This is a genomic window from Streptomyces sp. NPDC101160, from assembly GCF_044768205.1.
In the GTDB taxonomy this organism is placed as follows: Bacteria; Actinomycetota; Actinomycetes; order Streptomycetales; family Streptomycetaceae; genus Streptomyces.
This window is the reverse complement of record NZ_JBIWPJ010000008.1, coordinates 191,923-211,564: the sequence shown is the minus strand read 5'-3', so window position 1 is coordinate 211,564 and position 19,642 is coordinate 191,923. Positions and strand designations below refer to the sequence as shown.

Here is a 19,642-nt window from a genome sequence, read left to right as displayed (position 1 = left end):
CACTCCTCTTCGGTGGGTCGTCGATCCGTTGACGCCGCCGCCCGCCGGGATGTGACAACGGGGCTTTGCATAAAACTGCGAGAGCTCGTATAGTCATGCCATCTATGAGGAGGGTTTCGATGACGGTACGAGCAGCAGTCGCGGGCGCGAGCGGATACGCGGGCGGAGAGCTCCTGCGCCTCCTCCTCGCCCACCCCGAGGTCGAGATCGGCACCCTGACCGGCCACTCCAACGCCGGTCAGCGGCTCGGCGGCCTCCAGCCGCACCTGCTGCCGCTCGCCGACCGGGTGCTCACCGAGACCACCCCCGAGGCCCTCGCCGGCCACGACGTCGTCTTCCTCGCCCTGCCGCACGGACAGTCCGCCGCCGTCGCCGAGCAGCTCGGCCCGGACGTCCTCGTCGTCGACATGGGCGCCGACTTCCGGCTCAAGGACGCTGCCGACTGGGAGGCCTTCTACGGCTCCCCGCACGCCGGCACCTGGCCCTACGGCCTCCCCGAACTGCCGGGTGCCCGCGCCGCGCTGGAGGGGTCCAAGCGCATCGCGGTGCCCGGTTGCTACCCCACCGCCGTGTCGCTCGCGCTCTTCCCGGCGTACGCGGGCGGGCTCGCCGAGCCCGAGGCCGTCATCGTCGCCGCCTCCGGCACCTCCGGCGCCGGCAAGGCCGCCAAGCCCCATCTGCTTGGCAGCGAGGTCATGGGCAACATGTCCCCGTACGGCGTCGGCGGCGGCCACCGGCACACCCCCGAGATGATCCAGAACCTCAGCGCGGCGGCGGGCGAGCGGGTCACCGTCTCCTTCACGCCCACCCTCGCGCCCATGCCCCGCGGCATCCTCGCCACCTGCTCGGCCACCGCCAGGCCCGGCGTCACCGCCGAGAGCCTGCGCGCCGCCTACCAGAAGGCGTACGCCGACGAGCCGTTCGTCCACCTCCTCCCCGAGGACCAGTGGCCGGCCACGGCCTCCGTCTACGGTTCCAACGCCGTTCACGTGCAGGTCGCGTACGACGAGGTGGCCAACCGGATCATCGTGATCAGCGCCATCGACAACCTCACCAAGGGCACCGCCGGCGGCGCGGTGCAGAGCATGAACATCGCCCTCGGACTCCCCGAGGACACGGGACTCTCCACGATTGGAGTCGCTCCATGAGCGTCACCGCAGCGAAGGGATTCACGGCCGCGGGCATCGCGGCCGGGATCAAGCAGAACGGCAACCCGGACCTGGCCCTCGTGGTCAACACCGGGCCGCGCCGCGCCGCCGCGGGAGTCTTCACCTCCAACCGCGTCAAGGCCGCCCCGGTCCTCTGGTCCCAGCAGGTCCTCGCCGACGGCGAGCTGACCGCCGTCGTCCTCAACTCCGGCGGCGCCAACGCCTGCACCGGCCCGCAGGGCTTCCAGGACACCCACGCCACCGCCGAGAAGGTCGCCGAGGTCCTCACCAAGGCCGGCCACGACACCGGCGCCGGTGAGGTCGCCGTCGCCTCCACCGGACTCATCGGCGTCCTGCTCCCCATGGACAAGCTGCTGCCGGGCGTCGAGCAGGCCGCGGCCGAGCTCTCCGAGCACGGCGGCGAGAAGGCCGCCATCGCCATCAAGACCACCGACACCGTCCACAAGACGTCGGTGGTCGCCAAGGACGGCTGGACCGTCGGCGGCATGGCCAAGGGCGCGGGCATGCTCGCCCCCGGCCTCGCCACCATGCTCGTCGTCCTCACCACCGACGCCGACGTCGACGCCCCCGGCCTCGACGCGGCCCTGCGCCACGCCACCCGCCTCACCTTCGACCGGGTCGACTCCGACGGCTGCATGTCCACCAACGACACCGTGCTGCTCCTCGCCTCCGGTGCCGCCGGCGTCACCCCGGCGCAGGACGAGTTCGCCCAGGCCGTCCAGGAGGTCTGCGCCGACCTCGCCCGCCAGCTCATCGGCGACGCCGAGGGCGCCAGCAAGGACATCCGGATCGAGGTGATCAACGCGGCCACCGAGGACGACGCCGTCGAGGTCGGCCGGTCCATCGCCCGCAACAACCTGCTCAAGTGCGCCATCCACGGCGAGGACCCCAACTGGGGCCGGGTGCTCTCCGCCATCGGCACCACCTCCGCCGCCTTCGAGCCCGACAGCCTCAACGTCGCCATCAACGGCGTCTGGGTCTGCCGGAACGGCTCCGTCGGCGAGGACCGCGAGCTCGTCGACATGCGCTTCCGGGAGGTCGTCATCACCGCCGACCTCGCCGCCGGCTCCGAGACCGCCGTCATCTGGGCCAACGACCTCACCGCCGACTACGTCCACGAGAACAGCGCGTACTCGTCATGAGCGATCCCAAGAACCCGGGCGCGAACCCGCCCGCGCGCAAGCACACCGCCCTCCCCAAGGCGCAGACCCTCATCGAGGCGCTGCCCTGGCTCACCCGCCACCACGGCAAGACCGTCGTCATCAAGTTCGGCGGCAACGCCATGATCGACGAGGACCTCAAGGCCGCCTTCGCCCAGGACGTCGTCTTCCTGCGCCACGCCGGCCTCAAGCCGGTCGTCGTGCACGGCGGCGGCCCGCAGATCAGCGCCGCGCTCGACCGGCACGGCATCGTCAGCGAGTTCAAGGCCGGCCTGCGCGTCACCACCGAGGAGGCCATGGACGTCGTACGGATGGTGCTCGCCGGGCAGGTCCAGCGCGAGCTGGTCAACCTGCTGAACCAGCACGGTCCGCTCGCCGTCGGCCTCACCGGCGAGGACGCCCACACCATCACCGCCGTCAAGCACCTGCCGGAGATCGACGGCGAGACCGTCGACATCGGCCGGGTCGGCGAGATCACCCACATCGACACCGGCGCGATCGAGGCCCTGCTCGCCGACGGGCGCATCCCCGTCGTCTCCTCGATCGCCCGCTCCCAGGACGACGACCATGTCTACAACGTCAATGCTGATACGGCGGCTGCGGCACTCGCTGCTGCGCTGGGCGCCGAGACACTGATGGTGCTGACCGACGTCGAGGGCCTCTACGAGGACTGGCCCAACAGCGACGAGGTCATCAGCCGGCTCACCGCGAGCCAGCTGGAGAAGCTGCTGCCCGAGCTCTCCAGCGGCATGGTCCCCAAGATGGAGGGCTGCCTGCACGCCGTCCGCAACGGCGTCACCACCGCCCGCGTCATCGACGGCCGGGTGCAGCACTCGATCCTGCTGGAGATCTTCACCGACGAGGGCATCGGCACGATGGTCGTGCCGGACGGAACCACGGACGGGACCAAGGGGGACGCGAAATGAGCAACCAGGACCTGACCCAGCGGTGGCAGGGCTCGCTGATGGACAACTACGGCACGCCCCGGCTGCCGCTCGTCCGCGGCGAGGGCGCCAGGGTCTGGGACGCCGACGGCAACGAGTACCTCGACTTCGTCGGCGGCATCGCCGTCAACGCCCTCGGCCACGCCCACCCGGCCGTCGTCGACGCCGTGTCGCGGCAGATCGCCTCCCTCGGCCACGTCTCCAACCTCTTCGTCGCCGAACCCCCGGTCGCCCTCGCCGAGAAACTGCTCCAGCTCTTCGGCCGGCCCGGCAAGGTGTTCTTCTGCAACTCCGGAGCCGAGGCCAACGAGGCCGCCTTCAAGCTCGGCCGGCTCACCGGCCGCGGGCACATGGTCGCCACCACCGGCGGCTTCCACGGCCGGACCATGGGCTCCCTCGCGCTCACCGGCCAGCCCGGCAAGCAGGGTCCGTTCCTGCCGCTGCCCGGCGACGTCACGCACGTGCCGTACGGGGACGTCGACGCCCTGCGCGCCGCCGTCACCGAGGAGACCGCCTTCGTCATCATCGAGCCCGTGCAGGGCGAGAACGGCGTCGTCGTCCCGCCCGCCGGCTACCTCAAGGCCGCCCGCGAGATCACCCGCGCCACCGGCACCCTGCTCGTCCTCGACGAGGTGCAGACCGGCATCGGCCGCTGCGGCACATGGTTCGAGCACCAGGCCCACGAGGGCGTCGACCCCGACATCGTCACCCTCGCCAAGGGCCTCGGCGGCGGCCTCCCGCTCGGCGCGACCGTCGCCTTCGGCCCGGCCGCGGAGCTCTTCACGCCCGGCCACCACGGCACCACCTTCGGCGGCAACCCGGTCGCCTGCGCCGCCGGACTCGCCGTCCTGGACACCCTCGGCGGCGACGCCGTCCTCGACGAGGTGAAGCGGCTCGGCGAGAAACTGCGCGACGGAATCGAGGGTCTCGGCCACCCGTTGGTCTCCCATGTCCGTGGCTCGGGCCTGCTCCTGGGTATCGTGCTCACCGAGTCCCTCGCGCCGCAGGTGCAGCAGGCGGCTCAGGACGCCGGTCTCCTGGTGAACGCGCCCGCCCCCGATGTCGTGCGGCTCATGCCGCCGCTGACCGTCGGAGACGAGGTGGTGGACGCCTTCCTGCGGGCCCTGCCCGGCGTCCTCGACGTGGTGAACGGGGAAGGACGAACCGGAGAATGAGACGACGATGACCGACGCGCAGGAACACGAACACGCCGGGCCGTCCGTTCCGCAGACCCGCACCGCCCGCCACCGCAGGATCGTCGACATCCTCAACCGGCAGCCGGTGCGCTCGCAGAGCCAGCTGGCCAAGCTCCTCGCGGACGACGGACTGAGCGTCACCCAGGCGACGCTCTCCCGCGACCTCGACGAGCTGGGCGCGGTGAAGATCCGCAACACGGGCGGCGAACTGATCTACGCGGTGCCCAGCGAGGGCGGCTTCCGCACCCCTCAGGCCCCGCTCGGCGAGTCCGCCAAGGAGGAGCGGATGCGCCGCCTCTCCGGCGAACTGCTGATCTCCGCCGAGGCGTCCGCCAACCTGGTGGTGCTGCGCACCCCGCCGGGCGCCGCCCAGTTCCTCGCGTCGGCCATCGACCAGGCCGAGCTGAACGCGATCCTCGGCACGATCGCGGGCGACGACACGCTGCTGCTCATCTCCCGCGACCCGACCGGCGGGCAGGCGCTCGCCGACCACCTGCTGCGCCTCGCGCAGAAGGAGCGCTGACGCCGCCCGGCCGCTCGGCCGTTCAGTACCGCGTGATCGCCGTCGGCCCGCCCCGCGTGCCGACGGCGATGTGCGGATGGCGGGCCGGATCGGCCCAGGCGAGGATCCGGCGCATCGCCTCCGCCGGCACGGACACACAACCGGCCGTCGCCCCGCGCCCGTTCACATGCAGGAAGATCCCGGCGCCGCGCCCGCGCACCGGACGGGCGTAGTTGAAGCCGATGACCAGCGCGTGCGCGTACTGCGGGCGGTACGCCGACAGGTGCTCCGCCTCGGTGGCCCGGCAGTCCCGGGGCAGCCCCTCCACCCAGCGGTTGTACGAGGCCGACGCGTTGTCCTGGCACCACCAGGACCGCTCGGTGACCCGCGCGTACCCGTACGTCGTCCCGGTGGGCGCGGGCGCCGTCCCGAAGGCGTACGGAAGTCCGTAGACCCCGGTCGGCGTGGTGTTCGTGCCCTGCCGCCGGGCCGTCCCCTCGGCGAGCCCGTTCGCCCCGAAGCGCGCGGGCGCGGATCCGGCCCTGACCCACCGGCCGCCGCGCCGGTCCCACCAGGTGACCGTCCCGGTCGTGGCGCCGGCGTCCGCGGCCTCGGCCGTGATCAGCTGCGAGCCGCCGCCGGTGTCCGCCATCCGCGCGGGGAGGGGAGCGGGCGGCTGGACGAGGGGGAACAGCAGCACGCCGAGCGCCAGAAGGGTACGCATGGCGGCGACGCTAGGCGCCCGGCCTGCGCTCCGCCACGCTACTGAGCCGGGCGGGGGAGCGGCGGCAGCGGGAGCGGCAGCGCGGGCAGCCCGTCCAGGCTGGTCGCCACATGGTCCTTGCGGGCGCAGTACGCGTCGAACTCGTCCTCCGTCTTGCGGTTGAAGTAGTCCGCGTGCAGCTGCCGGTCCTCCTGGTACTCCATCAACGGTACGGCGTAGCCGCAGGCGTCGCTGACCCGCCGGGCACGCACCACGACGATCGCCCGCACGCCGCCCTGCCCCTCGACCGCCTCGGCCGGGAAGCGGGCGAACAGCCCGGCGAAGCGCGGGTCGTCACGGAGCACGGCCTCGCCCGTGCCGTGCACCCGCACCACGGTGGGCGGCCCGGAGAACGCCGTCCACATGAGCGTGATCCGGCCGTTGCCCGGCTCCCGCAGATGCGCCAGCGTCTCGGCGCCGCTGCCGCCGAAGTCCACATAGGCCAGGGTCAGTTCGTCGAGCACGACGAGCGTGCCCTGGCGGCCCTTGGGGGAGAGGTTCACATGACCGTCGCCCGCGAGCGGCGCGGTGGCGGTGAAGAAGACCGGCTGGGCCTCGATGAAGGCGCGGAGACGTCCGTCGATGCGTTCATACGTTTTTCCCATGTGACGGATTATCGGTTTCCGTCGCCGTGTGCGGCGGCCCGTTTCACCTGTTGGGCACGGCACACGCCATGACGCCGAGTGCCCGCCGTGCCCGCATCCGCACCACCGGATCCGGGTCCTCGACCAGCCGCCGGGCCGTCTCCTGGTACGCGACGGAGCCGTGCTCGCGCAACAGCCGCAACGCCCGGACGCGGACGTGCACCGGCCGGCCCGGCCCCGTGCGGCGCAGCAACTCCGCCTCCGGCAGCCGGTCCGCCCACGGCAGCAGGGCCCGGGCCGCCTCCCGTACGACACCGGGCGCCGGGTCGTCGAGCAGCGGCAGCAGCCGGGTGAAGTCCGCCTCGAAGAGACGCAGGCCCGCGACGGCGGAGGCGCGCACGTGCTCCCGCTCGTGCCCGGCCAGCTCCCACAGCACTGCCGTGTCCTCCTTCCGGTCGCCGCACTCGGCGAGCCCGAGCGGCGCCCGGTCGGGCACGGTCGCCGCATCGGCGCAGGCCGCCCGGTAGAGCGGCAGAGGATCACGGCCGTCCTGGCGGAGCACCCAGCGGGCGCAGGCCCGTACAAGACCCGACCGGTCGTACAGGAACGGCGCCGCCTCGGCCGTCCGGCCGGCCTTCCGCAGCGCGATCACCCCGGCCGAGCGCACCGCGCCGGAACGCGCGCCGAGCAGCAGCGGCAGCGTCTCGTCGGGCACGCCGACGGCGAGCGCGGCGTCGGCGGCCCGGTTCCGTACGGCCGCGTCGTCGTCGTACGCGGCGATCCGGGCCAGCTCGCGGGCGTCGAGCAGGCCGCGCTCGACGGCCGCGGTGAAGGCGAGCCGCCGGGTGGGGCGGTCCCGGTTGAGGAAGAGCGCCGAGACGGTTTCGCCCGGGACGGTGCGCAGGACGTCCTGGAGGAGGGCCACGCCCTCGCCGCCGCGCAGTCGGCTCTTCAGGCGGATGATCACCGGGGCGGTCGTGCCGAGGGTGGCGGCGTCCGCGCCGGGCAGGGCCGCGGCCAGGAGCTCGCGGGCCCGGTCCCGTACCGGAGCGGCCCAGTCGGTGGCGCGTACGGCGACCAGGGGCAGAACGGCGGGGTGGCGGGCCGCGTGGGGGAGGGCGGCCTCGCGGACGAGGCCGCTGGGGTCGCAGAGGGCGAGGGCGAGCTGCGACTCCGTGGGTGCCGGGGCGCGCAGGGCCGCCCGCAGGGCCGCGGGGAGGCGGCTCGTGCTCATCCAGGGGTGGGCGGGCCGCTCGATCTCGCCGTAGCCGATCGCGACGCGGATGCCCTCGTCGAGGGCGGTCCACGCGCCGGGGTGCGTGGTGTCGATGACCCGAGCGAGCTTGCGCCCGCGCGCCAGCCCCCGTATCGCCGCGCCCAGCGGCTGCTCCTCGCTGCTCATGCACGGAGCCTAGAGGTCGCGCACCCTCTCTGGCCTGCGACTTTCCCTCTGTGGTGAGAGTGCTTTGACAAACCATACGGAGGACTGCATAGTTATACCCATCAGTGGTTGCAAGGTAAGGAGAACCCCGTGACCGAGCGCGTCGTACTCGCCTACTCGGGCGGCCTGGACACCTCCGTCGCCATCGGCTGGATCGCCGAGGAGACGGGTGCCGAGGTCATCGCCGTCGCCGTGGACGTCGGCCAGGGCGGCGAGGACCTGGACGTCATCCGCAAGCGCGCGCTCGCCTGTGGCGCGGTCGAGGCCGAGGTCGCGGACGCCAAGGACGAGTTCGCCGACGAGTACTGCCTCCCGGCGATCAAGGCCAACGCCCTCTACATGGACCGGTACCCGCTGGTCTCCGCCCTCTCGCGGCCGGCCATCGTCAAGCACCTCGTCGCCGCCGCCAAGAAGCACGACGCCTCGATCGTCGCCCACGGCTGCACCGGCAAGGGCAACGACCAGGTCCGCTTCGAGGCCGGCATCCAGGCCCTCGGCCCCGACCTGAAGTGCATCGCCCCGGTCCGTGACTACGCGATGACCCGCGACAAGGCCATCGCCTTCGCCGAGAAGGCGAACCTGCCGATCGCGACGACCAAGAAGTCCCCGTACTCCATCGACCAGAACGTCTTCGGCCGCGCCATCGAGACCGGCTTCCTCGAGGACATCTGGAACGCCCCGATCGAGGACATCTACGAGTACACCCAGAACCCGGCGCTCGCCCGCGAGCCCGACGAGGTCGTCATCTCCTTCAAGGAGGGCGTCCCGGTCGCCGTCGACGGCAAGCCCGTCACCGTCCTCCAGGCCATCCAGCAGCTCAACGAGCGCGCCGGCGCCCAGGGCATCGGCCGGATCGACATGGTCGAGGACCGTCTCGTCGGCATCAAGTCCCGCGAGGTGTACGAGGCTCCCGGCGCGATCGCCCTGATCACCGCCCACCAGGAGCTGGAGAGCGTCACCGTCGAGCGCGAGCTGGCCCGCTACAAGCGGCAGGTCGAGCAGCGCTGGGGCGAGCTCGTCTACGACGGCATGTGGTTCTCGCCGCTCAAGCGTGCCCTGGACGGCTTCATCAACGAGGCCAACCAGCACGTCACCGGCGACATCCGGATGACCCTGCACGGCGGCCGCGCGGTCGTCACCGGCCGGAAGTCCGAGGAGTCGCTCTACGACTTCAACCTGGCCACGTACGACACCGGCGACACGTTCGACCAGTCGAAGGCGCAGGGCTTCATCGACATCTTCGCCCTCTCGGCGAAGATCGCCGCGAAGCGCGACCTGGGCTGACCCCCGCACGTTGAACAAGCCGCCTCCCTGTCTCGTACGCCGTTCGGTACGGCAGGGGGGCGGTGGCACATCCAGACCCTGTCCTGAGGAGCATCAGCTGTGAGCAGCAACAACGGTGACGTCCGGCTCTGGGGCGGCCGGTTCGCCGACGGGCCCGCCGAGGCCCTGGCGAAGCTGTCCGCGTCCGTCCACTTCGACTGGCGGCTCGCGCCGTACGACATCGCCGGTTCCCGTGCGCACGCCCGCGTGCTGCACAAGGCCGGGCTCCTCACCGAGGACGAGCTGACCCGCATGCTGGCCGGCCTCGACCAGCTGGAGGCGGACGTCGCCGACGGCTCCTTCACCGGCACCATCGCCGACGAGGACGTCCACACCGCCCTGGAGCGCGGCCTCCTGGAGCGGCTCGGCGCCGAGCTCGGCGGCAAGCTGCGGGCCGGCCGGTCCCGCAACGACCAGGTCGCCACGCTCTTCCGGATGTACCTGCGGGACCACGCCCGGATCATCGGCGGCCTGATCGCCGAGCTCCAGGACGCGCTCGTCGGCCTCGCCGAGGCGCACCCGGACGTCGCCATGCCCGGCCGGACGCACCTCCAGCACGCCCAGCCGGTGCTCTTCGCCCACCACGTCCTCGCGCACGTCCAGTCGCTCTCCCGGGACGCCGAGCGGCTGCGGCAGTGGGACACCCGGACCGCGGTCTCCCCGTACGGCTCCGGCGCGCTCGCCGGCTCCTCGCTGGGGCTCGACCCGGAGGCCGTGGCCAAGGACCTCGGCTTCGAGCGGGGATCGGCCGGGAACTCGATCGACGGCACGGCCTCCCGTGACTTCGTCGCCGAGTTCGCCTTCATCACCGCGATGATCGGCGTGAACCTCTCCCGGATCGCCGAGGAGATCATCATCTGGAACACGAAGGAGTTCTCCTTCGTGACCCTGCACGACGCCTTCTCCACCGGCTCGTCGATCATGCCGCAGAAGAAGAACCCGGACATCGCCGAGCTCGCCCGGGGCAAGTCCGGCCGGCTCATCGGCAACCTGTCCGGCCTGATGGCGACGCTGAAGGCGCTGCCGCTGGCCTACAACCGGGACCTCCAGGAGGACAAGGAGCCGGTCTTCGACTCCTGCGACCAGCTGGAGGTCCTGCTGCCGGCCTTCACCGGCATGATGGCCACGCTCACCGTCAACCGGGAGCGGATGGAGGAGCTCGCCCCGGCCGGCTTCTCCCTCGCCACCGACATCGCCGAGTGGCTGGTCAAGCAGGGCGTCCCGTTCCGGGTGGCGCACGAGGTGGCCGGCGAGTGCGTGAAGGTCGCCGAGGCGGAGGGCAAGGAGCTGGACGAGCTGACGGACGAGCAGTTCGCCAAGATCTCCGAGCACCTCACCCCCGAGGTCCGCACCGTCCTCAACGTCCCCGGCGCCCTCGCCTCCCGCAACGGCCGCGGCGGCACGGCCCCGTCTGCGGTCGCCGCCCAGCTGGTCGAGGTCAAGGCGGACCTGGTCATCCAGCACGCCTGGGCCACCGCCAAGAACTGACCGCCCCTCCCGTCACAGCGCCGCCGCCCAGTCCGCGAGCCTGTCGAAGTCCGTCCGGAGCAGCCCGAGCCGGGGATCGACATGCCGCAACAGGGCGGCGGCGAGGTGGTTCTGCGCCACGAACTCGTCCTCCAGGATGTACCGCGTCTTCCGGAAGGTCCCGCGAGGGGCCTTCTCGTGCATCCGGGGCCGGTCGACGTACTTGCCCTTTCAGGTCGTCGTCGCCCAGACCGCTCGGTGAGGCGTCGGTTATCTCGTGAGACATTCATGTCTCACGCGGTGTATGGTTGTCTCATGCCACCCGTCGACCGCACCCAGGTGCTCCGCGCCGCCGCAGCCCTGCTCTCCCGCAAGGCGACCGCCACCATGGACGAGGTCGCCCGGGCCGCCGGGATCGGCCGCGCCACGCTGCACCGGCACTTCGCCGGGCGGGACGCGCTGGTGCGGGCGCTGGAGCAGATGTGCCTCGAGGAGACCGAGGCCGCCCTCGACGGGGCCCGCCTCGACGAGGGGCCCGCCGACGAGGCCGTCCGCCGGCTGATCGGCGCCTCGGAGCCCGTGGCCCCCCTGCTCGCCTTCCTCTACACCGAGAACCAGCTCTTCGAGGGCGACCAGCAGAACGAGGGCTGGGCCCGCATCGACGTCCGGGTCGCCGCGCTCTTCCGGCGCGGACAGGAAGACGGCGTCTTCCGGATCGACCTGACGCCCGCCTGGCTCTGCGAGGCCTACTACGGGCTGATCGGCTCGGGCGCCTGGGCCGTCGCCGACGGGCGGGTCGCCGCCAACGACTTCCAATTCATGATCGCCGAGCTGCTGCTCGGCGGAGCGCGCAGGAGCGTGGAGAAGTGATCACCGACAGCGTCACGAGTGCGAAGCAGCACGAGAGCCATACCGAGGGCGTCCGCCGCCCCGGCCGGTGGCTCGCCCTCGCCGTGCTCGTCCTGGCCGTGCTGCTCGTGGCCGTGGACGCCACGGTCCTCGGCCTCGCGACGCCCTTCCTCTCCGAGGACCTCAAGCCGTCCGGCACCCAGCTGCTGTGGATCGGCGACGTCTACTCCTTCGTCATCGCCGGACTCCTGGTCTCCATGGGCAGCCTCGGCGACCGCATCGGCCGCAAGAAGCTGCTGCTCAGCGGCGCCGTCGCGTTCGGTGCCCTCTCCGTGCTCAACGCCTACGCGAGCAGTCCCGAGATGATGATCCTGGCCCGCGCCCTGCTCGGTGTCGCCGGTGCCACCCTGATGCCGTCCACGCTCGCCCTGATCCGCAACCTCTTCCACGACCCGCGCGAGCGCAGCCTCGCCATCGGCATCTGGGGCGCCATGGCCTCGGCCGGCGCGGCCGTGGGACCGGTCGTCGGCGGCTTCCTGCTCGAACACTTCTGGTGGGGCTCGGTCTTCCTCATCAACCTGCCCGTGATGGCCGTCCTGGTCCTCGTCGGCGCCAAGCTGATCCCCGAGTCGAAGAACCCGAAGTCCGGCCCCTGGGACCTGCCCAGCGTCGGTCTCTCGCTCGTCGGCATGATCGGCGTCGTCTACGCGGTCAAGGAGCTCGCCGCCCAGGGCCCCACCCTCGGAGCCGCGGTCGCCGCGGTCCTCGGCATCGGCGCTCTGATCTGGTTCGTGCGCCGTCAGCTCACCCTGCCGGCCCCGCTCCTGGACATGCGCCTGTTCCGCCACCGCGGCTTCTCCGGCGCCGTCCTCGCCGACCTGCTGACCATCCTCGGCCTGTCCGGCCTGGTGTTCTTCCTGTCCCAGTTCTTCCAGCTGGTCCAGGGCCGCCAGCCCCTGGAGGCCGGACTCGCCGAACTGCCCGCCGCCGTCGGCGCGGTGACGGCCGGTCTGATCGCGGGCAACGTGGCCCGCCGGTTCTCCGTCAGGTCCGTCGTCTCCGGCGGTCTCGCCGCCATCGGCCTCGCCCTCGCGGCGCTGACCGCGCTCGGCCAGTCCACCGGATACCCGCTGCTCGGCGCGAGCCTGCTCGTCGTCGGCGTGGGCGCGGGCTTCGCGTTCACCGTCACCGCCGACGTCATCCTGTCCAGCGTCCCCCGGGACCAGGCCGGCTCCGCCTCCGCGGTCTCCGAGACGGCGTACGAGCTGGGCGCGGCCCTCGGTATCGCGCTCCTCGGCTCCATCGTGACCGGCGTCTACCGGGACTTCACCGCCCCGGCCGGCCTCCCCGCCGACACCGCCGCCGCGGCCCACGACTCGCTCGGCGGCGCCGTCGAGGCCGCCGCGGGCCTCGCCCCGGCCCAGGCCGACGCCCTGGTCACCGCCGCCCAGGACGCCTTCGTCGACGGCCTGCGCCTCGCGGCCGGCGCCGGCGCCGCGGTCCTGCTCGCGACGGCGGTCGCGGCCTGGTTCCTGCTCAGGGGCCAGAAGCTGGCCGACGGCATCGAGCACTGACGCGCACGACGTGAACGACACGTGAGGGCGCCCCGTACGGAACGTTCCGTACGGGGCGCCCTCACGTGCGCGTTGGCGTCCGTTACGCGGCTTCCTTCGCCTTCGTGGCGTACATGTCCACGTACTCCTGGCCCGAAAGCCGCATGACCTCCGCCATCACCGAGTCCGTCACTGCGCGCAGCACGTACCGGTCGCGGTCCATGCCGTCGTAGCGGGAGAACTCCATCGGCTCGCCGAAGCGGACCGTCACCCGGCCGGGACGCGGGATGCCCGAGCCGCCCGGCTGGACCTTGTCGGTGCCGATCATCGCGAACGGCACCACCGGCGCGCCCGTCATCAGGGTGAGCCGGGCGATGCCGGTGCGGCCACGGTAGAGGCGCCCGTCGGGGGAGCGGGTGCCCTCGGGGTAGATGGAGAAGATCTTGCCCTCCTCCAGGATCCGGCGGCCCGTCATCAGCGCGGCCACACCGCCGCGGCCGCCGTCGCGGTCCACCGGGATCATGCCGACGCTGGTGAAGAACCAGGCCATCAGCCGGCCCTTCACGCCCTTGCCCTTCACGTACTCGTCCTTGCCGATGAAGTAGGCCGGGCGGTCCAGGCAGATCGGCATGATCATCGAGTCGATGAACGTCAGGTGGTTGCCCGCGAGGATGACCGGCCCGGTGCCGGGGACGTTCTCGACGCCCTCGACGCGAGGCCGGAACATGAGGCGCAGGACCGGGCCCAGGATGGCCTTCATGATCGCGAGACGGGACAACGGTTCCTCCGGTGTCGGGGCGGTGTCGGGGCGGTGCGGCTCGGGACGGAGCCGACGGTGTGCAGGTGGCGACGATACTCGCGGGTCACGGTGTGTCGCACATCGGGTTCACGGAGTGGATACGCCGTGTTGACGTGTGTTTCCGCCATGTTCCGCCCAGGTCTGCCGCACGGAGGGCCGCGACGCCTAGCGTCGTGCCCGTCTTTGACAGGTGCGGGACATCACATCGAAGCTCACCGAAGGAGTGTTCATGACCCAGCCCGAGCGCCGGACCCCGGCCCGACGAGCGGTCCTCGGAGCGGCCGGAGCCGCGGTCCTGGGCGGCTCCACCGTCCTCGCCGGCGGCACCGCGCAGGCCGTGCAGTCGGCCGTCGCCGCCGACGGCGAGCCGGCCGCCCGCAGCCAGGGCCGCGGCCGCGGCTACCGCGCGCTGCCCGTCCCGTACGTCATCGGCCACCGCGGCGCCTGCGGCTACCGCCCCGAGCACACCCTCGGCTCCTACCAGCTCGCCCTCGAACTCGGCGCCCACGTCATCGAGCAGGACCTCGTCCCCACCAAGGACGGCCACCTGGTCTGCCGCCACGAGAACGAGATCGGCGGCACCACCGACGTCGCCGACCACCCCGAGTTCACCTCCCGCAGGACCACGAAGACCGTCGACGGCACCGCCGTCACCGGCTGGTTCACCGAGGACTTCACGCTCGCCGAGCTCAAGACCCTGCGGGCCAAGGAGCGCATCCCCGCCGTCCGCCAGCGGAACACCCTCTACGACGGCCGCTGGGCCGTGCCCACCTTCGAGGAGGTGCTGCGCTGGGCCGAGGACGAGGGCCGCCGCCTCGGCCGCGAGGTGTGGCTGCACGTCGAGACCAAGCACCCCACCTACTTCCGCTCCATCGGCCTCCCGCTGGAGGAGCGGCTCGCCAGGCTGCTGCGCCGTTACGGACGCCACCGCGCGAACTCCCCGCTCTTCCTGCAGTCCTTCGAGCCCAGCAGCATCCAGCGGCTCGCCGAACTGGTGGACTCCCCGCGCGTGGTGCTGCTCTCCAGCGCCACCAGCCGTCCCTACGACTTCGTCGCCGCCGGTGACCCGCGCACCGTCGCCGACCTGGTCACACCCGAGGGACTGCGCTGGATCGCCTCGTACGCGCAGGGCATCGGGCCCACCATCGACCTGATCCTGCCCCGCGACGCGAGCGGCCGGCTCGGCACCGAGACCACGCTCGTCCGCGACGCGCACGCCGAGGACCTGATCCTCCACCCGTACACCCAGCGCAACGAGAACACCTTCCTGCCGGTGGAGTACCGGAAGGGCACGGACCCGACGGCGTACGGCGACGCGTTCGGAGTGCTGAAGCGCTACTTCGAGACCGGCATCGACGCGGTCTTCTCCGACAACTCGGACACGGCGCTGCTGGCGGCGGCGGACTTCGCGGGACGCTGACGCTCCATCCGCGTACCTCCGGTCCCGTACGTCCGGTCCCGTACGTCCGACGCCGTACGTCCGACCGGGTGATTCACGGCCGGGCCCGCAACCGGGCCCGGCCCGCCCCGCATCGTGGCGGGCATGACCTCCCGCACCTCCCGAACCTCCCGCGAAACCCTGCTCACCACCCTCACGCCGCTGCTCGCCGCGGAGTCCCGGGCCGAGGCGTCCGCGGCCGGCGTCGAGGCGGGCGACCTCGAACAGGCCGTGTGGCTGCGGCTACTGGAGCGCATCGATGAGGACGGGGCCGCGCCCGAGCGGCCCGCCGAGTGGCTGCGCCGGGCCGTACGGGCCGAGGCGCGCCGGGCCCGGCGCGCGCACGCCCGCGAGCGGCCGTACCGCGGTGAACCGGCCCCGGTTCCCGAGACGGCGTCACCGGAGGGTTCCGCGCTGGTCGCCGAGCGCCGCCGCACCGTGCGGGCCGCCGTGCGCCGCACCCCCGGTCACTGCCCGCGGCTGCTGACCGCGATGCTGCACCCGGACGACCCGACCTACCGGGAAATCGCAGGGGCGTTGGGTATCTCACAGGGGAGTCTGGGGCCGATGCGTTCCCGTTGCCTGGGATGCCTGCGCAGAATGCTGGCTGCGGAGGTTCCCGGCACCGGCGTGCGGGGAAGGGTGCCGTAGACCGACGGCGGACCAGGTGAGCGGGAGGCATGCACACATGGGCATGAGCGTGACGATCTCAGCGGCGGACGCGGCCGAGGACGCGGAGAGCATCCTCAAGCTGCAGTACCTCTGCTACCAGCGTGAGGCCGAGATCTACCAGGACTGGTCCATCGAACCGCTCACCCAGTCACTGGCCGAGCTGCGTGCCGAACTCGTCGAGGGCACGGCCTTCGTCGCCCGCCTCGGCGACGAGATCGTCGCCTCCGTGCGCGGCCGGCTCGACGAGGACGGCACCGTGCGGATCGCCAAGCTCATCGTCCACCCGCGGATGCAGCGCCACGGCCTCGGCGGCCGGCTGCTCGACGCCATCGAGGGCCACTTCGCCGGCGAGCCGGCACCGGCCCCCGCCAAGCGCTTCCAGCTCTTCACCGGCCACCGCAGCGAGGGCAACCTGCGGCTCTACCGCAGCAAGGGGTACGAGCAGGTCGCCACCCGCGAGGTGGGCCCGACGCTGACCCTGGTCACCCTGGAGAAGGCCGCCTAGGCGACGTCGGGCCTGGGACCGCCGCGACCGTCAGACAGCTTGGGCCCTCAGGCGTCCGCGACCGTCAGGCGGCTTCGGCCCTCAGACGGCTTCGGCCCTCAGACGGCCTCGGCGCGTGCCTTCCGCAGCCACCAGATGCCGGTCAGCGGGAGCAGCACCGGAATGAAGACGTAGCCGTAGCCGTAGTCCGACCAGACCGTCGCATCCGGGAACGCCGACGGTTCGACCAGGGTCCAGGTGCCCACGGTCAGTACGCCCGCGAGTTCGGCGGCGCAGCACACCAGCGCCGCCTTCCGGGCCGTCTCCCCGCCCCGTACGAGCGTGTACGTGATGAACGCGTACACCACGGCGGCGACGGCCGAGAGGCTGTACGCGAGCGGCGCGCGGTCGAAGTCGGTGGCGATCTGGTAGATCGAGCGGGAGACCGCGCCCACCGACATCACGCCGTACAGCCAGACGACCACCATGCCCGGGCCCGACACGAGCCGCCCGGCCCGCCGTCCCTCGGTCCCGGCCTCGGCCACGGTCCCGGCCCCGTTCTCGGTCGCGGTCATGATCAGCCCACCGTCCAGATGTCGTAGAGACGCACTTCGAGGACGGCGAGCACGACCGCGCCCGCCGTCACGGTCGCCGAACCCCACTTGCTGCGCTCGGTGAGCGACATGAGGCCGGCCGCCGGCACCGCGCACAGCGCGCCGACGAGGTAGGCGATGAAGATCGTCGTACCCTCGTCGGCCTTCTCGCCGCGCGCCAGCTGCACGATGCCGACCACGAGCTGCACCAGGGCGAGGAAGGTCACCACGGCCATGCCGATGAAGTGCCAGTCCTTGGTGGACTGGTCACGGCTGAAGGCGAAGCCGCACCAGGCGGCGAGGGCGAGCGCGGCCACCGAGACCGCGACCGTCAGGGCGTCAAGCATGCGCCCGAGGGTATTACGGGCCGAATGGCCCGATGCGCGCGGCCCCACTCCGGAGGCCGTGCCGCGAGCCGCCGGGAAGTGGTCTTGACCACACCCGCACCGCACCCACGCCTCGGGGCGCCCCTCACGCCGTCCCGGCGGTGACGGGTCGCGCCCGTGATCGGCCCAGGCCACGCCCGGGGGAGCGGGGCCGCCGCCGGCACGGGGCCGTACCTCCGTACGCACTCCTGTCCGGATGTCGTCTCAGCGCTGTCCGCTATTCGGACAGTCCCCTTTCGTTCGCAGCTGCGCATGCTTTACTTGCAGCCATGACCACGACGAGCAGCCGCAGCCTTGCGACCGAGGCGAACCAGACGCCCGGTGCTCGTTGTATGTGTCGAATGTGCGCCAACTGAGGGCCCCCGCCTGAGCCTCGCGCCCCGAAGCGAGCCCCGACGGCCGAGCCGGTCCCGCCAACCCAGGCGGCGGACCGCGCCGCCCCGCGCACGTGCTGCCCGCCGGTCACATCCAGCGGCCGGCCGCCCTGCGCCTGACTGTCCTCATGACGAAAGCCGTGCACGGCGGACCCACGCGCCGGGCACTCGACAGTGACGGAAACCCTGTGATCACCACTACGGGCCTGACCAAGGTCTACGAGTCGCGAGGCCGCCAGGTCACCGCTCTGGACGGTGTCGACCTCCACGTCCGCGAGGGCGAGGTGTTCGGCGTGATCGGCCAGAGCGGCGCCGGCAAGTCCTCGCTCATCCGCTGCGTCAACCTTCTGGAGCGCCCCACCTCCGGCACCGTGACCGTCGACGGCGTCGACCTCACCGCCCTCGCCGGCAAGGGCCGCCGCGCGGGCAGGGACCTGCGCCGGGCGCGCAGCAGCATCGGCATGGTCTTCCAGCACTTCAACCTGCTGTCCTCGCGCACCGTCAAGGACAACATCGAGCTCCCCCTGGAGATCCTCGGCGTCTCCGGCGCCGAGCGCTCCCGCCGCGCCCTGGAACTCCTCGACCTCGTCGGCCTCGCCGACAAGGCCAAGGCCTACCCCGGCCAGCTCTCCGGCGGCCAGAAGCAGCGCGTCGGCATCGCCCGCGCCCTGGCCGGCGAGCCCAAGGTGCTGCTCTCCGACGAGGCCACCAGCGCCCTCGACCCGGAGACCACCCGCTCCATCCTCCAGCTCCTGCGCGACCTCAACCAGCAGCTCGGCCTCACCGTTCTGCTGATCACGCACGAGATGGACGTCGTCAAGACCATCTGCGACTCGGCCGCCCTCATGCAGAAGGGCCGCATCGTCGAGTCCGGCACCGTCGGCGAACTGCTCGCCACGCCCGGCTCGCAGCTGGCCGCCGAGCTGTTCCCGGTCGGCGGCACCGCCACCGGCCCCGAACACACGGTCGTCGACGTCACGTTCCACGGCGAGACCGCCACCCAGCCGGTGATCTCGCAGCTCTCCCGTACGTACAACATCGACATCTCGATCCTCGGCGCCGCCATGGACACCGTCGGCGGCCGCCAGATCGGCCGGATGCGCATCGAGCTCCCCGGCCGCTACGAGGAGAACGTCGTCCCCGTCGGCTTCCTGCGCGAGCAGGGCCTCCAGGTCGAGATCGTCGAAGACGCGCAGGACGCGCACGTGCCCGCGCAGGCCTCCACCGAGGCCTCCGCGCTGGTCAAGGAAGGTGCCAAGTGACCTGGTCCGAGATGCAGCCGCTGCTCGAGCAGGGCACCGTCGACACCCTCTACATGGTCCTGTGGGCCACCGTCGTCACCATCCTCGGCGGCCTCCCCCTCGGCATCCTCCTCGTCCTCACCGACAAGGGCGGACTGCTGCAGAACCGGCCGGTGAACAAGGTCGTCGGCGCGATCGTGAACGTGGGCCGCTCGCTGCCCTTCATCATCCTGCTGATCGCCCTGATCCCCTTCACCACCTTCGTCGTCGGCACCTTCATCGGACCGACCGCGATGATCGTGCCGCTCGCCATCGGCGCCATCCCGTTCTTCGCGCGCCTCGTCGAGACCGCCATCCGCGAGGTCGACCACGGGCTCGTCGAAGCCGTCCAGGCCATGGGCGGCGGCATCCCCACCATCGTCCGCAAGGTGCTGCTCCCGCAGGCCCTGCCGTCCCTGGTCTCAGCCGTCACCACCACCGTGATCGTGCTCATCGGCTACTCCGCCATGGCCGGCGCGGTCGGCGGCGAGGGCCTCGGATCCAAGGCCATCACCTACGGATACCAGCGCTTCGACACCACCTTCATGCTCGTGACCGTCGTCGTCCTGGTCGTGATCGTGACCGTCGTCCAGCTCATCGGAGACGGCGCCGTCCGCCTCCTCGCCCGCCGCGGCCGCGCCTCGTAACCGCCCCGCCGCGCCGGA

21 protein-coding genes are annotated in these 19,642 nt (G+C 72.0%); 14 read left to right on the top strand and 7 right to left on the bottom strand.

Annotated features, from left to right (window positions below):
• Positions 1 to 119 precede the first annotated feature (119 nt).
• The 5 genes from argC to ACIRSU_RS26695 are packed head-to-tail and all read left to right on the top strand — an operon-like array spanning position 120 to position 4,992.
• A complete protein-coding gene (argC, locus tag ACIRSU_RS26715) occupies positions 120 to 1,148 on the top strand; it encodes an N-acetyl-gamma-glutamyl-phosphate reductase (RefSeq protein ID WP_403796955.1) in 1,029 nt (342 codons plus the stop codon).
• Positions 1,145 to 2,311, top strand: a complete 1,167-nt coding sequence (argJ, locus tag ACIRSU_RS26710; RefSeq protein WP_403796953.1) for a bifunctional glutamate N-acetyltransferase/amino-acid acetyltransferase ArgJ — start codon at positions 1,145 to 1,147, stop codon at positions 2,309 to 2,311. The genes argC and argJ overlap by 4 nt, the downstream gene beginning before the upstream one ends.
• Positions 2,308 to 3,255 carry an acetylglutamate kinase gene (gene argB / locus ACIRSU_RS26705; RefSeq protein ID WP_403796952.1) on the top strand — a complete coding sequence of 316 codons (948 nt, stop codon included), beginning with the start codon at positions 2,308 to 2,310 and terminating at the stop codon, positions 3,253 to 3,255. The genes argJ and argB overlap by 4 nt, the downstream gene beginning before the upstream one ends.
• Positions 3,252 to 4,448, top strand: a complete 1,197-nt coding sequence (locus ACIRSU_RS26700) for an acetylornithine transaminase (protein WP_403796950.1) — start codon at positions 3,252 to 3,254, stop codon at positions 4,446 to 4,448. Before argB ends, ACIRSU_RS26700 begins: the two co-directional genes overlap by 4 nt.
• 7 nt (positions 4,449 to 4,455) lie before the next feature.
• The gene (locus ACIRSU_RS26695) at positions 4,456 to 4,992 is read left to right on the top strand and encodes an arginine repressor (protein ID WP_403796947.1); all 537 of its coding nucleotides are present in this window, start codon (positions 4,456 to 4,458) and stop codon (positions 4,990 to 4,992) included.
• Between the two features lie 22 nt (positions 4,993 to 5,014).
• Here ACIRSU_RS26695 and ACIRSU_RS26690 read toward each other — a convergent pair whose 3' ends face one another.
• Genes ACIRSU_RS26690 through ACIRSU_RS26680 form a run of 3 tightly spaced genes read right to left on the bottom strand, consistent with a single transcriptional unit; the run spans position 5,015 to position 7,720 of the window.
• Positions 5,015 to 5,695 carry a L,D-transpeptidase gene (locus ACIRSU_RS26690; protein WP_403796944.1) on the bottom strand — a complete coding sequence of 227 codons (681 nt, stop codon included), beginning with the start codon at positions 5,693 to 5,695 and terminating at the stop codon, positions 5,015 to 5,017.
• 38 nt (positions 5,696 to 5,733) lie between these two features.
• Entirely contained in the window at positions 5,734 to 6,339 is a 606-nt protein-coding gene (locus tag ACIRSU_RS26685) for a pyridoxamine 5'-phosphate oxidase family protein (RefSeq protein WP_403796942.1), read from the bottom strand.
• 43 nt (positions 6,340 to 6,382) lie between these two features.
• Entirely contained in the window at positions 6,383 to 7,720 is a 1,338-nt protein-coding gene (locus ACIRSU_RS26680) for a hypothetical protein (RefSeq protein WP_403796939.1), read from the bottom strand.
• 129 nt (positions 7,721 to 7,849) lie between these two features.
• Here ACIRSU_RS26680 and ACIRSU_RS26675 point away from each other — a divergent pair, with 129 nt between their 5' ends.
• Both ACIRSU_RS26675 and argH read left to right on the top strand, forming a co-directional pair.
• Positions 7,850 to 9,043, top strand: a complete 1,194-nt coding sequence (locus ACIRSU_RS26675; RefSeq protein ID WP_403796936.1) for an argininosuccinate synthase — start codon at positions 7,850 to 7,852, stop codon at positions 9,041 to 9,043.
• Between the two features lie 99 nt (positions 9,044 to 9,142).
• On the top strand, positions 9,143 to 10,570 hold the full coding sequence (gene argH / locus ACIRSU_RS26670; protein ID WP_403796933.1) for an argininosuccinate lyase: 1,428 nt from the start codon (positions 9,143 to 9,145) through the stop codon (positions 10,568 to 10,570).
• Positions 10,571 to 10,582: 12 nt separating this feature from the next.
• On the opposite strand, the gene ACIRSU_RS26665 is transcribed toward argH, so the two are convergent.
• Complete coding sequence (locus ACIRSU_RS26665) at positions 10,583 to 10,753, bottom strand: hypothetical protein (RefSeq protein WP_403796931.1); 171 nt, start codon at positions 10,751 to 10,753, stop codon at positions 10,583 to 10,585.
• A gap of 111 nt (positions 10,754 to 10,864) precedes the next feature.
• Here ACIRSU_RS26665 and ACIRSU_RS26660 point away from each other — a divergent pair, with 111 nt between their 5' ends.
• Both ACIRSU_RS26660 and ACIRSU_RS26655 read left to right on the top strand, forming a co-directional pair.
• Positions 10,865 to 11,419, top strand: a complete 555-nt coding sequence (locus ACIRSU_RS26660) for a TetR/AcrR family transcriptional regulator (RefSeq protein ID WP_403796928.1) — start codon at positions 10,865 to 10,867, stop codon at positions 11,417 to 11,419.
• Positions 11,416 to 12,972: an MFS transporter gene (locus ACIRSU_RS26655; RefSeq protein ID WP_403796925.1), complete on the top strand. Its 1,557-nt coding sequence runs from the start codon at positions 11,416 to 11,418 to the stop codon at positions 12,970 to 12,972. The genes ACIRSU_RS26660 and ACIRSU_RS26655 overlap by 4 nt, the downstream gene beginning before the upstream one ends.
• A gap of 82 nt (positions 12,973 to 13,054) precedes the next feature.
• Here the strand turns inward: ACIRSU_RS26655 and ACIRSU_RS26650 are convergent, their stop codons facing one another.
• Complete coding sequence (locus tag ACIRSU_RS26650; RefSeq protein ID WP_403796922.1) at positions 13,055 to 13,729, bottom strand: lysophospholipid acyltransferase family protein; 675 nt, start codon at positions 13,727 to 13,729, stop codon at positions 13,055 to 13,057.
• Positions 13,730 to 13,979: 250 nt separating this feature from the next.
• Here ACIRSU_RS26650 and ACIRSU_RS26645 point away from each other — a divergent pair, with 250 nt between their 5' ends.
• The 3 genes from ACIRSU_RS26645 (at position 13,980) to ACIRSU_RS26635 (ending at position 16,365) form a co-directional block, all read left to right on the top strand.
• Positions 13,980 to 15,170 (top strand): glycerophosphodiester phosphodiesterase, encoded by a 1,191-nt coding sequence (locus ACIRSU_RS26645; RefSeq protein ID WP_403796919.1) that lies wholly within the window; start codon positions 13,980 to 13,982, stop codon positions 15,168 to 15,170.
• Positions 15,171 to 15,293: 123 nt separating this feature from the next.
• A complete protein-coding gene (locus tag ACIRSU_RS26640) occupies positions 15,294 to 15,839 on the top strand; it encodes a sigma-70 family RNA polymerase sigma factor (protein ID WP_403796917.1) in 546 nt (181 codons plus the stop codon).
• Positions 15,840 to 15,876: 37 nt separating this feature from the next.
• Complete coding sequence (locus tag ACIRSU_RS26635; protein ID WP_403796915.1) at positions 15,877 to 16,365, top strand: GNAT family N-acetyltransferase; 489 nt, start codon at positions 15,877 to 15,879, stop codon at positions 16,363 to 16,365.
• A 98-nt stretch (positions 16,366 to 16,463) separates the two neighbouring features.
• Here the strand turns inward: ACIRSU_RS26635 and ACIRSU_RS26630 are convergent, their stop codons facing one another.
• Complete coding sequence (locus ACIRSU_RS26630) at positions 16,464 to 16,919, bottom strand: hypothetical protein (protein ID WP_403796912.1); 456 nt, start codon at positions 16,917 to 16,919, stop codon at positions 16,464 to 16,466.
• 2 nt (positions 16,920 to 16,921) lie between these two features.
• On the bottom strand, positions 16,922 to 17,284 hold the full coding sequence (locus tag ACIRSU_RS26625; RefSeq protein ID WP_403796910.1) for a hypothetical protein: 363 nt from the start codon (positions 17,282 to 17,284) through the stop codon (positions 16,922 to 16,924).
• A gap of 601 nt (positions 17,285 to 17,885) precedes the next feature.
• Between ACIRSU_RS26625 and ACIRSU_RS26620 the strand changes: the two genes are divergently transcribed.
• Together ACIRSU_RS26620 and ACIRSU_RS26615 are read left to right on the top strand one after the other, a co-directional pair.
• The gene (locus ACIRSU_RS26620) at positions 17,886 to 18,959 is read left to right on the top strand and encodes a methionine ABC transporter ATP-binding protein (protein WP_403796907.1); all 1,074 of its coding nucleotides are present in this window, start codon (positions 17,886 to 17,888) and stop codon (positions 18,957 to 18,959) included.
• Positions 18,956 to 19,624, top strand: a complete 669-nt coding sequence (locus ACIRSU_RS26615; protein ID WP_403796904.1) for a methionine ABC transporter permease — start codon at positions 18,956 to 18,958, stop codon at positions 19,622 to 19,624. The genes ACIRSU_RS26620 and ACIRSU_RS26615 overlap by 4 nt, the downstream gene beginning before the upstream one ends.
• Positions 19,625 to 19,642 lie beyond the last annotated feature (18 nt).